Annotated in this window: 14 protein-coding genes; 5 read left to right on the forward strand and 9 right to left on the reverse strand. The window is 68.4% G+C overall.

Features of this window, described 5'->3' with window-relative positions:
* Positions 1-12: 12 nt before the first annotated feature.
* Together FZ029_RS25570 and FZ029_RS25575 are read right to left on the reverse strand one after the other, a co-directional pair.
* Positions 13-1,440, reverse strand: a complete 1,428-nt coding sequence (locus FZ029_RS25570) for an amidase (RefSeq protein WP_149272503.1) — start codon at positions 1,438-1,440, stop codon at positions 13-15.
* An 11-nt stretch (positions 1,441-1,451) separates the two neighbouring features.
* Positions 1,452-2,831 (reverse strand): aminotransferase, encoded by a 1,380-nt coding sequence (locus FZ029_RS25575; RefSeq protein WP_149272504.1) that lies wholly within the window; start codon positions 2,829-2,831, stop codon positions 1,452-1,454.
* A gap of 202 nt (positions 2,832-3,033) precedes the next feature.
* Between FZ029_RS25575 and FZ029_RS25580 the strand changes: the two genes are divergently transcribed.
* The 4 genes from FZ029_RS25580 to FZ029_RS25595 all read left to right on the forward strand — a co-directional run bounded on the left by FZ029_RS25580 (position 3,034) and on the right by FZ029_RS25595 (position 7,124).
* Complete coding sequence (locus tag FZ029_RS25580; protein WP_211104211.1) at positions 3,034-3,987, forward strand: transketolase; 954 nt, start codon at positions 3,034-3,036, stop codon at positions 3,985-3,987.
* Complete coding sequence (locus FZ029_RS25585; RefSeq protein WP_149272505.1) at positions 3,984-4,979, forward strand: transketolase C-terminal domain-containing protein; 996 nt, start codon at positions 3,984-3,986, stop codon at positions 4,977-4,979. Before FZ029_RS25580 ends, FZ029_RS25585 begins: the two co-directional genes overlap by 4 nt.
* A 61-nt stretch (positions 4,980-5,040) precedes the next feature.
* Positions 5,041-6,354 carry an aspartate aminotransferase family protein gene (locus FZ029_RS25590; RefSeq protein ID WP_211104212.1) on the forward strand — a complete coding sequence of 438 codons (1,314 nt, stop codon included), beginning with the start codon at positions 5,041-5,043 and terminating at the stop codon, positions 6,352-6,354.
* 92 nt (positions 6,355-6,446) lie between these two features.
* Positions 6,447-7,124 carry a GntR family transcriptional regulator gene (locus FZ029_RS25595; protein ID WP_247892501.1) on the forward strand — a complete coding sequence of 226 codons (678 nt, stop codon included), beginning with the start codon at positions 6,447-6,449 and terminating at the stop codon, positions 7,122-7,124.
* Between the two features lie 25 nt (positions 7,125-7,149).
* Here FZ029_RS25595 and FZ029_RS25600 read toward each other — a convergent pair whose 3' ends face one another.
* From FZ029_RS25600 to FZ029_RS25630, 7 genes are all read right to left on the reverse strand, one after another.
* Positions 7,150-7,896, reverse strand: coding sequence for an SDR family oxidoreductase (locus FZ029_RS25600; RefSeq protein ID WP_149272507.1), 747 nt, complete (start codon positions 7,894-7,896; stop codon positions 7,150-7,152).
* Positions 7,893-8,696, reverse strand: a complete 804-nt coding sequence (locus FZ029_RS25605; RefSeq protein WP_149272508.1) for an ABC transporter permease — start codon at positions 8,694-8,696, stop codon at positions 7,893-7,895. Before FZ029_RS25605 ends, FZ029_RS25600 begins: the two co-directional genes overlap by 4 nt.
* A 30-nt stretch (positions 8,697-8,726) precedes the next feature.
* A complete protein-coding gene (locus tag FZ029_RS25610; RefSeq protein ID WP_149272509.1) occupies positions 8,727-9,977 on the reverse strand; it encodes an ABC transporter permease in 1,251 nt (416 codons plus the stop codon).
* Positions 9,978-10,002: 25 nt separating this feature from the next.
* A complete protein-coding gene (locus FZ029_RS25615) occupies positions 10,003-11,058 on the reverse strand; it encodes an ABC transporter substrate-binding protein (protein WP_149272510.1) in 1,056 nt (351 codons plus the stop codon).
* 63 nt (positions 11,059-11,121) lie between these two features.
* The gene (locus tag FZ029_RS25620; protein ID WP_211104213.1) at positions 11,122-12,042 is read right to left on the reverse strand and encodes an ABC transporter substrate-binding protein; all 921 of its coding nucleotides are present in this window, start codon (positions 12,040-12,042) and stop codon (positions 11,122-11,124) included.
* 233 nt (positions 12,043-12,275) lie between these two features.
* Positions 12,276-12,728, reverse strand: coding sequence for a hypothetical protein (locus FZ029_RS25625; RefSeq protein WP_149272512.1), 453 nt, complete (start codon positions 12,726-12,728; stop codon positions 12,276-12,278).
* A gap of 161 nt (positions 12,729-12,889) precedes the next feature.
* Positions 12,890-13,063, reverse strand: coding sequence for a hypothetical protein (locus FZ029_RS25630; RefSeq protein ID WP_211104214.1), 174 nt, complete (start codon positions 13,061-13,063; stop codon positions 12,890-12,892).
* 193 nt (positions 13,064-13,256) lie between these two features.
* Here FZ029_RS25630 and FZ029_RS25635 point away from each other — a divergent pair, with 193 nt between their 5' ends.
* Entirely contained in the window at positions 13,257-13,538 is a 282-nt protein-coding gene (locus FZ029_RS25635) for an NAD(P)-binding domain-containing protein (RefSeq protein ID WP_149272513.1), read from the forward strand.
* Positions 13,539-13,559: the final 21 nt, after the last annotated feature.

Raw genomic sequence — 13,559 nt, forward strand, 5'->3', positions numbered from 1 at the left:
ATCCCTCCGGGGTCAGGCGGCGTGAACGGGCGGGCGGCGGTCCCGCCAGGGGCGGGCGCGTTCCAACTGGCCGGCGAGACGGAACAGCGTCGCCTCGTCTCCGGCGCGGCCGGTGAACTGCGAGCCGACCGGCAGTCCTTCGGCGTTCCAGGACAGCGGAACGCTCATCGCCGGCAGGCCGGCCATGTTGGCGAAGGTGGTGAAGGCCAGGAACTGCATGAAGCGGTCCATCACGGCTTCCCCGCCATGCAGCCCGGCATCGAAATGGCCGAGCTTCGGCGGCGGTGAGCCCAGCGTCGGCGTCAGCCAGACATCGTAGCGTTCCAGAAAGCGCCCGAGGATGCGGGAGAAGCCGTGGAACCAGCCGAGATCGGTCACGTAATCCGCCGCCAGGATGCGGCTGCCGCGCTCGAACAGGTAGCGGTTGAAGGGCTCGACCTCTTCCGCCAGGGCGGCGGGAGAGCGGTTGGTGGCGCGGCCGATACTCCACAGGCTGCGCGTCGCCGTCATTGACCAGAAACGGCGATAGGCCGACTGGTACTGCTCCGCGTCGAAGGCCGGGGCGGCGATTTCGACGTCATGCCCCAACTCGGCGCAGAGACGCGCGGTGTCGCGCACCGCGGCCACGCAGTCCGGGTCCACATCGGTGCCCAGCAGCGACTGGTCGGTAACCGCGATGCGCAATCGCCCCGGCTCGCGGCCGACCTGCGACAGGAAGCTCTCCGCCGGCGGTGCCGCGCTGTAGGGATCGCCGGCCATCGGCCCGTGGGTGGCGTCGAGCAGGGCCGCGCTGTCGCGTACGGTCATCGTCACCACATGTTCGTTGACGATGCCGCCCAGGCTGTCGCCCAGGTCGGGACCCATGGTGATGCGTCCCCGCGTCGGCTTCAGGCCGAACAACCCGCAGCAGGACGCGGGAATGCGGATGGAGCCGGCGCCGTCGCCGCCATGGGCCGCCGGCACCATGCCGCCCGCCACCGCCGCCGCGGCACCGCCGCTCGACCCGCCGCTGGAGCGGCTCGGGTCCCACGGGTTGCGGGTCGGACCGAACAGCACCGGCTCCGTCGTGCCGAGCGTGCCGAATTCGCACAGGTTGGTCTTGCCGACCGTCAGCAGACCGGCGCGGCGGTAGCGCGCCATCAGTTCGCTGTCATGGTCGACGACGGCCCCGGCCAACAGGCGGGAGGCGCCGGTGGTCGGCGTGCCGCTGACATGGCAGTAGAGGTCCTTGATCAGGAACGGCGCGCCGGCGAAGGGACCGGAGGACGCCTCACCGTTCGCGAGCGCGGCGCGGGCCTGGTCGTAGAGCGGCAGGATCACCGCGTTCAGCACCGGGTTCACCGCCTCGATGCGGGCGATGGTGGCATCGAGCAGGTCGGCGGCGCTGACCTCGCCGTCGCGGATCAGGCGGGCCTGATCAAGCAGATCGAGATAGGTCATAATGGTCCCCTTCAGGCGGCGAGGCTGTCACGGGACAGCGTGTCGGCGACATCGTCCAGCGCGGCGCGCAGCCGCTCGACCAGTGCGTCGATCTGGCCGGGTTCGATGACGTAGGGCGGGCAGAGCGCGATGTTGTCGCCCATGTTGCGGATGATCGCGCCATGGGCGAGGCAGCGCCGCTCCACCTGCGCACCGACCCGCAGGGCAGGATCGAACTCGCGGCCGGTCGCCGGGTCGGCGGTCAGGCCGATGCCGGCCAGCAGGCCGACGCTGCGGATCTCGCCGACCAGCGGGTGCCCGGCCAGCGCCTCGTCCAGCGCGGCGCGCAGATGGGCGCCCAGCCGGCGGGCGCGGCCGACCACGTCGATCTCGTGATAGATGCGGATCGCCTCGGTCGCGACCGCCGCCGACACCGGATGGCCGGAATAGGTAAAGCCGTGGCCGAAGACGCCGATCTCCGCGCTCTGGTCGGCGATCGCCTGATAGATGCGGTCGCTCAGCGCCACCGCGGCGATGGGGATGGCGCCCGACGACAACCCCTTCGCCATCGACATCATGTCCGGCAGGAAGCCGAAGGTCTGGCTGCCGAACCAGTTGCCGGTACGGCCGAACCCGCAGATCACCTCGTCGGCCAGCAGCAGGATGTCATAACGGGCCAGCACCGCCTGGATTTTGGGGAAGTAGGTCTCCGGCGGCAGGATCACCCCGCCCGCCCCCATCACCGGTTCGGCGATCATCGCCGCGATGCTGTCGGCGCCTTCCGCCTGGATCAGCGCCTCCAGTTCGGCCGCCAGCCGCGTCGCATAATCCTCCTGGCTTTCGCCGGGTTCGGCATGGCGGGCATGGTTGGGACAGGCGGTGAAGACCACGCCCTGGTCCGGCAGGTTGAAGGCACGGTGCATGTGCGGCAGGCCGCTGAGCGCCGCCCCCATAACCGTGCTGCCATGGAAGGCGCCGGTGCGGCTGATGATCTTGCGCTTCTCCGGCCGGCCGCGCGCGGCGTTGTAGTACCAGGCCAGCTTCACCATGGTGTCGTTGGCCTCCGACCCCGAATTGGCGAAGAAGATCCTGCCGCCCCTGATCGGCGAGATGGCCGAAATCGCCTCCGCCAGCGCCACGCAGGCATCGTTCGTGCGGTGGTTGAAGGTGTGATAGGTCGCCAGCGTCCGCATCTGGCGGGCGGCGACCTCTGCCAGCCGCGCCTCTTCGAAGCCGAGCGACGCACACCACAGCCCGGCCATCCCCTCGATATAGCGGCGGCCGGATTCGTCCATGACATGGACGCCGTCGCCCCGCACCAGGGTGAGCGGGCCGCGATCTTCATGGGCGCGGGCATTGGTTTGCGAATGCAGATGCAGGTCGATGTCCAAGGCACGAAGGGCGTTGGTCATGGGAACGGCTCTTCCTGATTGCGGGGGAATGAGTAAGGCGCACGGACTGCGCTTCGACCGCGGACCGCGGCGGAACGGGCGGCAACGTCGCGCTTGCCATTCCCAACTTGTATCTTATAAGTTATAAAATGTCGAGGGCAATTCGGCGCGCCCTTGTACCCCGCCGCTTACGATCCAGCGCCGATCCGCTGACAGGATTACCATGCCAACGACCGCCATCGCCGGACCGGCGCCCGATCCCATGGGCGCCGGCCGAACCCTGACGCCCGAATTTCTGGCGCCCGAAACCCCAACTCCTGAAACCATCGCCCATCTGGAGGAACGCGCCCGGCATGTCCGGCTGGAGACGATCCGGCTGATCGCCATCGCCAAGGTCGGCCACTATTCCTCGACCTTTTCCTGCGCGGAGCTGTTCGCGACGCTCTATTACGACGCCATGCGCCTGAGGCACGGAGAGCCGCGCTGGCCGGACCGCGACCGCTTCCTGATGGGCAAGGGCCATGCGGCGGTCGGGCTCTACCCGCTGCTGGCCGACTGGGGGTTCTTCCCGAAGGAACTGCTGGACGGTTACACCCGGCTCGGCAACCCGCTGGGCGACCACCCGGACATGACCAAGGTGCCGGGGGTGGATTTCAGCTCCGGCTCCATCGGGCACGCGCTGTCCGCCGGCCTCGGCATGGTGATGGGCGGCCGGATGATGGGCCGGCGCTTCGACGTCTATGTGATGCTCGGTGACGGCGAGATGCAGGAGGGGCAGGTGTGGGAAGCGGCGATGGCCGCCGCCCACCAGAAGGCCGGCAACCTGATCGCCATCGTCGACCGCAACGGCTATCAGCTTGACGGCCAAGTCGACGAGGTGATGGGGATCGAGCCGCTGGCCGACAAATGGCGCGCCTTCGGCTGGGAGGTGCATGAGGTGGACGGCCACGACGTCGCCGCCCTCGCCACCCTGTTCCGCCGGCTGAAGCAGGACAAGACCCGCCGGAAGCCGGCCTGCGTCATCGCCAGGACGCTGAAGGGCAAGGGCGTCGGCTACATGGAGCGGGAGGCCGGCTGGCACCTGGGCTATCTGGCGCCGGAGGACGAGGCCGCCGCCATCGCCGAGATCATGGGGCAGCCCGCCGGCCCCGCCATCCCCCACGGAGACGCGCAATGACCGCCACCAACACCCTCGCCGGGCCGGTCAATCCCGGCAGCTGGCAATACCGGCAGCTCAATGCTCGCGCGCCCGGCCTGTCCTACCTGTCGGATGCGCTGTCGGCGCTGGTGGAGGACGGCCACCCGGTGATGGCCGGGACCGCCGACCTGCAATATTCCAACGGGCTCGCCCGCTTCGCCGCCCGGTACCCCGACCGCTTCATCCAGTTCGGCATCTCGGAGCAGAACATGGTGTCCGCGGCGGCCGGCATCGCCACCACCGGCGTGATGCCCTTCGTTGCGACCTTCGCCTCCTTCCTCGGGCTGCTGTGCTGCGAGCAGATCCGCATGGACGTCGCCTATTCCGCCCTGCCGGTGCGGCTGATCGGGCACCATGCCGGCATCGCTCTCGGCTTCTACGGCACCTCGCACCATGCGACCGAGGATCTGGCGATCATGCGCTCCATCGCCGGGCTGACCGTGGTCAATCCGGCCGACGGGCCGCAGCTGGCCGCCGCGATCAAGGCATCGGCCGACCATCCGGAACCGATCTATTTCCGCATTGGCCGCGGGCAGGAGCCGAACGTCTATGACGACCTCCCGGATTTCCGGTTCGGCAAAGCCATCGAGCACGAAACGGGCACCGACCTGACCATCATCGCCTGCGGCACCATGGTCCACCCCTCCCGCGAAGCGGTGCGGGCGCTGCGGGCGTCCGGCCTGTCGGTCGGGCTGATCGACATGCACACGATCAAGCCGCTGGACCGCGACGCGGTGCTGGCGGCGGCCGAACGCTCCCGCATCATCCTGACGATGGAGGAGCACAACATCCTCGGCGGGCTCGGCGGCGCGGTGGCGGAGGTGATGGCGGAGGCCGGCACCAAGGCGGTGCTGATCCGCCACGGCATCCGCGACGAATACAGCCTGATCGCCCCGCCGACGCACCTCTACCGCCACTACCAGCTCGACGCCGCCGGCATCGAGACGGTCGTCCGCGACATCCTGGCCTGACACCGCCGGCCGGGACGGGCCGATCCACCGCCCGTCCCGGCAGCCCCGACGAGGACCAACCATGCCAATCGAAACCGACAACGCCGCGCTGACCGCGCGGGCGCGGGCCGTCATGCCCGGCGGGCTGCTCAGCCCCAGCCGCCAACTGGCGCATCCCTATGTGTTCGTGCGCGCCGCCGGGCCGTACCTGTACGACGCAGACGGCAACGAGCATGTCGACTATCACTGCGGCTTCGGCGCCAACATGCTGGGCCACTGCGCAGCGGCGGTGCGTAACCGCGTGACGGCGGTGTCCGAGCGTATCGACCTGATCGGCGCCGCGGCGCTGGATCTGGAGATCGAGGCGGCGGAAACGCTGGTCCGCCTGATCCCCTGCGCCGATCAGGTGGCCTTCTGCAGCAGCGGGTCGGAGGCGACCTACCACGCGCTGCGGCTGGCCCGCGCCGCCACCGGGCGGCGCACCGTCATCAAGTTCCAGGGCGGCTATCACGGCTGGCATGATTACGTCGCCATGAACGTGCAGTCGCCCGCCGACCGAATCGGGCAGTACGACCCGGTGTGCGACGGCATCCTGCTCGACGCCGCGCGGCACACTGTGGTCCTGCCCTACAACGACACCCAGGCGGTGGAGGATTACCTGTCCGCCCATCCGGGCGAGGTCGCCGCGGTCATCATCGAGCCGATCGCCCACAATATGGGGTCGGTGATCGCCCATGACGCCTTCCTGCGCGACCTGCGCCGTCTGACCGCCGACCACGGCACCGTGCTGATCTTCGACGAGGTCATCACCGGTTTCCGTCACGCGCTGGGCGGCTACCAGTCCATCGTCGGGGTGACGCCCGACCTCGCCACCTTCGGCAAGGCGGTGGCGTCCGGCCATCCGGTCGGGATCCTGGCCGGCCGCGCCGACCTGATGGAACGGCTGGGGCGGACCGGCGAAGGCGCGGTCTTCATGGGCGGCACCTTCAACGGCACGCCGCCGTCGCTGGCGGCCCTGCTGGCGACCATCGGCGAGCTGGAGCGGCCTGGCACCTACGAGCGGCTGTTCGCGCTGGGCGACCGCATGCGGACGGGACTGTCGGCCATCGTCGAGCGGCTGGGGATTCCGGCGCAGCCGGCCGGCTACGGCTCGGTCTGGCTGCTCTATTTCTTCCAGGGCGCCTTCGAGCGGTACGAGGATCTGCTGCGCAACGACAACGCCGCCGACCTCGCCTTCCGTCGGCGGCTGGTGGAGCAGCGGTTCATCTTCCAGCCCCTGCCGCTGAAGCGCCTCTACCTGTCGACCGCCCATGACGAGGCGCTGATCGACCGCACGCTGGACGCCATCGCGGAGACGCTGCATGCGCTGCGTCCGGCGATGCGGGTCGGCGCCTGACTTTCTGTGTTATAGCTTATAGGACGGCAGGAGGCGACGCCGCGGCGCAGCCCCTGCCGTTCGTCCGTGTGTGAGGAGATGATGTCGTGCGAATGCAGCCGATCGAACCGGGAAACCTGTCGGCGCGGTCCTATGTGGCGGTGCGCGAAGCGCTGATCGCCGGGAGCTTCAAGCCGGGCCAGCGGCTGGTCATGCAGGATCTGGCGGACGAGCTGGGCACCAGCATAACGCCGGTGCGTGAGGCCTGCCTGCGGCTGGTCAGCGAACAGGGGCTGGAACTGAGATCGGGCCGCTTCGTCTGCGTGCCGGGGCTCAGCCTGTCGCGCTATCTGGAAATCCGCACCATCCGCATCGCGCTGGAAGGTCTGGCGGCGGAACTCGGCGCTGCCCATGCCACGGCGGAGGATATCGCCCGCCTGACCGAGGCGCATGCCCGGTTCGACGCGGCGGAGCGCGCGCGCGACGTCAAGGCGGCGCTGCAGTACAACCGCGACTTCCACTTCGCGGTCTACCGTTTGTCCGGGATGGAGATGCTGGTCGGCCAGATCGAAAGCCTGTGGGTGTCGATGGGGCCGATCCTGAACGTCTTCTACAACGAGGTCGAACACGACGATTACGCCGGCGCCGACGAGCATCTGGCGCTGATCGCCGCGCTGCGCGCCCATGACGGCCCCGCCGCGCGGGCCGCCATCGAACGCGACATCATCCGCGGCGGCGAGAGCCTGATCCCCTATCTCGAAAAGGTCGGCCAGTCCCTGACGCCGGCCTGACCGGCGCCAGGGCGCAGTCCTTTTCTCACTCCTCGTCCAGACCGCGCGGGGTACGCATCCCGGCGGTCTCGCCGCCGTCGATGGTCAGGACAGTGCCGTTGACGTAGCTCGACCGCTCCGACAGCAGCCAGGCGACCGCGTCGGCGACTTCCTCCGGCGCGCCGAAGCGGCCGGCGGGAATGCGCTGCTCCAGACGGCGGCGCTTGATCGCTTGCGTTTTGATGCCCTGCATCATGCGGGTGTCGATCTGGCCCGGGCAGACGGCGTTGAAACGGACCTCGTCGCCGAACTCCAGCGCCAGCGCCTGGGTCATGCCGATCACCGCCGCCTTGGACGCGCAGTAGATCGCCAGCCCCTCCTCCCCGATCTTGCCGGCGACGGAGGCGACGTTCACCACCGCGCCGCGCGCCGCCCGCAGCCCCGGAAGGGCGAGGCGGGTGAACAGGAAGGCGCTGCGGGCGTTCACCGCCATCACCTGGTCCCAATCCTCCACCTGCGCCTCGGCGAAGGCGACGCGGCGCGACATGCCGGCATTGTTGACCAGCCCGTCGATGCGGCCATCGCCAAGGTCCATCGCGCGCCCGACCGCCCGGGCACAGTCGTCGGGCGAGGCGACGTCGCCGCGCTGGAAGACGGCGCCCGGGCAGCGGCCGGCGAGGTCCGCCCCCGCCGCTTCGTCCCGGCCGGTGAAGAGGACGGCCTGCCCTTCGCCGGTCAGGCGCTCCACACAGGCGCGGCCGATGCCGTGCGTGCCGCCGGTAACGATGATCATGCGTTGCTCCCAGGCTTTGAACCGGTCCCCCGCCCCAGCCGGGCGAGGAGGACCATGAAGACGATGGTGACGCCAACCAGAAGGGTCGACATCGCCAGGATGGACGGATCGATGGTGTCGCGGATGCCGTCGAACATCTGGCGCGGCAGGGTCCGCTGCTCCGGCCCGCCGATGAACAGCGCCACCACCACCTCGTCGAAGGAAAAGATGAAGGCGAACAGGCCGCCGGACAGCACGCCCGGCAGGATCAGCGGCAGCGTCACGGTCAGGAAGGCCCGCACCGGCGAGGCGCCCAGGCTGTAGGCCGCCCGCACCAGGGTGGTGTCGAAGTTGCGCAGGGTCGCCGTCACCGTGATGACGACGAAGGGCGCGCCCAGCGCCGCATGCGCCAGGATCAGCCCGAGATAGGAGGCGGTCAGGCCGATCCGCGCGAACAGGAAATACATGGCGACGCCGCTGATCACCACCGGCACCACTATCGGCGCGATCAGCAGGCCGAGCAGGAAGGACCGCCCCGGCAGGTCGTTGCGCGCCAGCCCCAGCGCCGCCAGCGTACCGAGCAGCGTCGCCAGCGCCATGGCGCCGGTGCCGACGATCAGGCTGTTGCGCAGCGCCGGCAGCCAGGGGCCGGACGCCGCCATCACCTTCTCGTACCATTGCAGCGACAGGCCGGGGATCGGGTAGGACAGGAAGCCGGCGGAGCTGAAGGAAATCGGGACGACCGCCAGGATCGGCCCCACCAGGAAGACCATCATCGCACAGCAGAAGGCATAGTGGAGAACACGGGTGGGATTGGACATGGTTTGGCCTCTCTTCCGGACGCGGGGACCTCACTGGATGCCGGCGATGCGGCCGACGCCGATCAGGCGCCCGACCGTCGCGTAGAGCAGCATGATGCAGGCGAGCAGGATCGCCCCCAGCGCCGAGGACAGGCCCCAATTGATGGTGGTGTTCGCGTAGTAGGCGATGAAATAGCTGGTCATCTGGTCGCGGGCGCCGCCGACCAGGCTGGGCGTGATGTAATAGCCGACGCCGATGATGAAGGTCATCAGGCACCCCGCCCCGACCCCCGGCAGCGTCATCGGCAGATAGACCTTGAGGAAGCCGACCGCCGGATGGGCGCCCAGCGAGGCCGAGGCCCGCATGTAGGACGGCGAGATGCCCTTCATCACGCTGAGGATCGGCAGGATCATGAACGGCAGCAGGATATGCACCATCGCGACATAGAGACCGAAGCGGTTGAACACCAGTTCCAGCGGCGCATCGACGATGCCGAGCCGGGTCAGCAGCCCGTTCAGCACGCCTTCCTTCTGCAGCACGACGATCCAGGCGCTGGTCCGCACCAGCAGCGAGGTCCAGAAGGGCAGCAGCACGCAGACCATCAGCACCGACGCGAAGCCGCGCGGCAGGCTGACCAACGCATGGGCCAGCGGGAAGCCCAGCACGAGGCACAGGAGCGTGGTGACGAAGCCGATCCACAGGGTGCGGCCCAGCGTGTCGATGTAGATGCGCTCCTCCGCCGGAGCCCGTGCGATCGAACCGTTGTCGTCCATCCGCAGGTCGAGCGCCGTCAGCAGGTAATAGGGCGTCAGCGGCGGGCTGGCCCGCCGCAGCGCCGCCCAGGTGGCAGGCTCGCCCCAGCGCGGATCGATGGCGGTCAGTTCCGCCGCCCAGCCCGCCTGCGGCCGGTCGACGGCGCGGACGGACCGCGCGGTCCTGGTCAGCAGCGCGCGGTAGCCGGAGCGTTCGTAATTCAGGCGCCGGCTCGCCTCGCCCAGGCGGGGTTCGCCATAGGCGGCCTTCAGGTCGCGGGCCAGCGCGGCATAGGCGCTCTCCGGCGGCAGGCCCTCGCCGGTCCAGCCTCGCATCTCCGCTGCGACGCCGGGCAACGCCGCGCCCACTTCGCCATTCTCCACCGCATGCACCAGCATGCCGCCCAGCGGCAGCACGAAGACCAGGGTGAGGAACAGGACGAGCGGCGCGATCAGCAGGGTCGAGACCATCCGGGCCTTCGCACGCGACGACAGGGACGGCGGCGCCAGCGCCGAAGCCCCATCCATTGCTTCTGTGGTGGTTGTCATGCGCGTCATCGCTCCTTTCCACCGTTCATCGGGAGCGCCAGTTGGCAAAACGCGCTTCCAACGCCTCGCCATGGTCGGCCCAGAAGGCGGTGTCGAGCGGGACCGCCAGGGCGAAATTCGCGGGGCTCGTCGGCAGGTCGGCGGCCAGCTTCGGATCGACGGCAAGGTTCGCCTTGCGATTGGTCACGCCATAGGCGATGTGGCTGGGGAAACGCGCCTGCACCTCCGGCCGGCTGGCGAAGGCGATGAATCGCTCCGCCGTGGCCCGGTTCTTCGCCCCCTTCGGGATCGCCCAGTAATCGACGCCCAGCACCTGCCCGTCCCAGGCGAGCGCGAAGGACCGCCCGCCCTGGTTGGCCGCCGCCACCCGACCGTTGAAGGCGGCCGACATGACCACGTCGCCGGAAGCCAGCCGCTCGATCGGCTCGGCGCCGGAAGTCCACCACAGGATATTCGGCTTGAGCCTGTCGAGCGACGCGAAGGCACGCTCCACCCCGGCCGGGGTCGCCAACACCTTGTACACCTCCTCACGCGGCACGCCATCGGCCAGCAGGGCGATCTCCAGCGTCATCTTGGCGGTCTGGCGCAGTCCGCGCTTTCCCGGCCAGCGCTGAACGTTCCAGAAATCGGCCCAGCTCTTCGGTCCGTCGGCGGTGCGGGAGCGGTCATAGGTCATCACCATCGACCAGACGAAGGCGCCGACACCGCATTCGCTGTAGGCCCCGTCGATGAAATCCCTGCGGTCGCCGATCCCGGTCCAGTCGATCTTCTCGAACAGCCCTTCCTCGCACCCGCTCAGCAGGCTGTTCTGTTCGACCTGCAGCACATCCCAGCTGACGCTGCCGGTATCGACCATGGCGCGGACCTTCGCCATCTGACCCGAATAGGAATCCTCGGTCAGCTGCACCTTGTTGGCATCGGCAAAGGGGCGGAAGAACACCGCGCGTTCGGCGTCCTGCAGCACACCGCCGGCGCCGACGACGGTCAATTGCTCGGTTTGTGGGGATTGCGCCAGGGCCGGCGCGGACAACAGCCCGGCGGCCAGCGCGCATCCGACGATGCGCGTCGCGTGAAGCATCATGTTTCTCACCTGTTCAGGAAACTGGTTGCGGTCGGCTCTGCACCCGGCCCGGTGAACCCGGATCTATTGGGCGACCCAGCGCTCGAAGCGCTGCTGCAACTCATCCTCGTTGTTCACCCAGAAGGGCGTGTCGATCATCAGCGCGCCCGCCATGTTCTGCGGGGCGGTCGGCAGGTCCGGCTGGATTTTCGGATCGATCAGGGCGGAGGCGCGGCCGTTGGTGACGCCGTAGGGGATCGTCTCGGCAAAGCGCTTCTGCGCATCGGCGCTGGTCATGTAGGCGACCAACTCCCTGGCCGCCGCCAGCTTGTCGGTGCCCTTGGGTATCGTCCAGTAATCGGCGGAATAGAGCTGCTGTGTCCACAGCATGGTGAAGGACCGCCCGTCCTTGTTGGCGGCGGCGACCCGCCCGTTGTAGGCGGAGGTCATGACGACATTGCCGGCGGCGAGCCATTCGACCGGCTGCGCGCCGCTGACCCACCAGCGGATGTGCGGCTTGATCTGGTCCAGCTTGGCGAAGGCGCGGTCCACCCCCGCCTTGGTGCCCAGCGTCTCATAGAGCTTGTCGGGTGCGACGCCGTCGGCCAGCAGGGCGATCTCCAGCGTCATGCGCGCCTGCTTGCGCAAGCCGCGTTCGCCCGGCCAGCGCTTGAGGTCCCAGAAATCCGCCCAGGATTTCACACCGGGGGTCTTGGCCGGATCGAAGGCCAGCACCTTCGACCAGACGAAGGCACCGACGCCGCAGGGCGCCTTGACCTGCGGGATGATGTCGGCGGCGTTCGGCTGGCTTTTCCAGTCGAAGGGTTCGAGAAGCCCCTCGTCGCAGGCCAGCGTCATCTCGTTCTCGTCCATCTGCAGGACGTCCCACGTGACCGTCCGCGACTGGTTCATCGCCTTCAGCTTGGCGATGCCGCCGGTGTAGGACTCCTCGATCAGCGGCGCACCCGACCGTTTGGAAAAGGGCTCGAAATAGGCCGTCCGCATCGCGTCCTGCAACGATCCGCCGAACCCGACGACGGTCAGGTCACGCGCATGCGATGACCCGGACGCAATCAGTATGGCGAACACTATGGGCGCGCAAAGGCGCCCTGCCCGTCTCGTCGTCATCCGACCCTCCTTGTTTGGAACCCGGAAGGCCGGCGACGTCCCACCGCACCGGACCATCCGATGCAGCAATCTTATAAGTTATAAGTTACCTGTCAAGGCGGACAATTCGGTCAATGCGGTGAGTGGCGGACTGCAGCGCTGACCGCGAGCAAGCCGGCGATCATCACGAATTCGACGCCCTTGACCGACGCGGCGAGGTCCGGCGGCAACAGCAGGATCAGAACATGCGCACCGATCAGCATGATGATCGCCAGCACGACCGCGGTGCCGAGCGAGCGCAGCGCCAGAATCGCGGCACAGCCGATTGCTGTCAGAAACGAGCCGACGGCAGCGAAATGGAGGTCGGAATGGAGCGGGATCAGGTCCGACGCACCGCCGCCGAGTTGACCGGCGATCGACAGCAGGTGATTGCCGAGCCAGCCGAGAAGGCGCTGATTTCCCGACGGCATCATCAACAGGTCCAGCACCCCGCGAACGACGGAGCAGCCGGCGCTGTGCAGTTTGCAGGAAAGGGTCGACAGGACATCGCCGGCGGCGACGCAGAGGGAGGTGGATTGGCTCATGATCCGCGTCCTTGGATCTTTGGGAGAGATCGGGATCAGGCCGGACGCGAACGGATTGCCGTGCCGGTCAATGCAAGGACACTAAACGTTCTTACACGCACGATAAACCAAGCAGATCGAAGAAATCCGTTGCACGATCAGGAACAATCAACGGCGGTTCCTCATCCCGCCATCTGGCCTTCGAAGCGGGAAATCAGGAAGGAGGCGACCGGCCCCGGCGGGCTGTCGGTGCGATGGACGGCCTGCAGCCGATAGGGACCGCCCTTGCAGTCAGGCATGTCCAGCCGCACCAGCCATCCGGTGTCCAGATCCTCCTGGATCATCGGCAGGGGCATGTTGCCCCCTCCGCCGGCATCGACCACATCCTGCTGCCTGCCGTCCGCGACATCGGCGACGGGTTCCAGGTCCGCCGCGCCCTGCCGTCGGCCATGCGCCGGTCAGTCGGCCCGTTCGTCTTCCTGGACAGCTTCGGCCCGGTGATCTCCACCGTCGGCGAGGGCAACCTGTCATTCTGAAAGGACCATCGTCATGACCACTTATGCCATCCTGGGCTCGGGCGCCATCGGCGCGGCCGTCGCCGGCCAGTTCGCCCGCAAGGGCATCGAGGTCCTGCTCGCCAACCGCCGCGGATCGGCAACCCGTTCACGCTGCAGTCGCCAGACGACGCTTACCGGCGTCCTGGCGGTCTGCGAGAGCACCGCCCGGATGGGCAAGGCCCAGACGCACGAACGCCCCGGCTCTTTCGAACCGGGGCGTCAAGTGTCGGTGGTTGCGGGGGCAGGATTTGAACCTGCGGCCTTCAGGTTATGAGCCTGACGAGCTACCGGGCTG

The organism is Azospirillum sp. Sh1, from assembly GCF_008365135.1.
Classification (GTDB): Bacteria; Pseudomonadota; Alphaproteobacteria; order Azospirillales; family Azospirillaceae; genus Azospirillum; species Azospirillum oryzae.

Coding starts and splice junctions, on each gene's coding strand:
- FZ029_RS25570 (WP_149272503.1), bottom strand. CDS start 1,440: ATGACCTATCTCGATCTGCTTGATCAGGCCCGCCTGATCCGCGACGGC.
- FZ029_RS25575 (WP_149272504.1), bottom strand. CDS start 2,831: ATGACCAACGCCCTTCGTGCCTTGGACATCGACCTGCATCTGCATTCG.
- FZ029_RS25580 (WP_211104211.1), top strand. CDS start 3,034: ATGCCAACGACCGCCATCGCCGGACCGGCGCCCGATCCCATGGGCGCC.
- FZ029_RS25585 (WP_149272505.1), top strand. CDS start 3,984: ATGACCGCCACCAACACCCTCGCCGGGCCGGTCAATCCCGGCAGCTGG.
- FZ029_RS25590 (WP_211104212.1), top strand. CDS start 5,041: ATGCCAATCGAAACCGACAACGCCGCGCTGACCGCGCGGGCGCGGGCC.
- FZ029_RS25595 (WP_247892501.1), top strand. CDS start 6,447: ATGCAGCCGATCGAACCGGGAAACCTGTCGGCGCGGTCCTATGTGGCG.
- FZ029_RS25600 (WP_149272507.1), bottom strand. CDS start 7,896: ATGATCATCGTTACCGGCGGCACGCACGGCATCGGCCGCGCCTGTGTG.
- FZ029_RS25605 (WP_149272508.1), bottom strand. CDS start 8,696: ATGTCCAATCCCACCCGTGTTCTCCACTATGCCTTCTGCTGTGCGATG.
- FZ029_RS25610 (WP_149272509.1), bottom strand. CDS start 9,977: ATGACAACCACCACAGAAGCAATGGATGGGGCTTCGGCGCTGGCGCCG.
- FZ029_RS25615 (WP_149272510.1), bottom strand. CDS start 11,058: ATGATGCTTCACGCGACGCGCATCGTCGGATGCGCGCTGGCCGCCGGG.
- FZ029_RS25620 (WP_211104213.1), bottom strand. CDS start 12,042: ATGCGGACGGCCTATTTCGAGCCCTTTTCCAAACGGTCGGGTGCGCCG.
- FZ029_RS25625 (WP_149272512.1), bottom strand. CDS start 12,728: ATGAGCCAATCCACCTCCCTCTGCGTCGCCGCCGGCGATGTCCTGTCG.
- FZ029_RS25630 (WP_211104214.1), bottom strand. CDS start 13,063: ATGCCCCTGCCGATGATCCAGGAGGATCTGGACACCGGATGGCTGGTG.
- FZ029_RS25635 (WP_149272513.1), top strand. CDS start 13,257: ATGACCACTTATGCCATCCTGGGCTCGGGCGCCATCGGCGCGGCCGTC.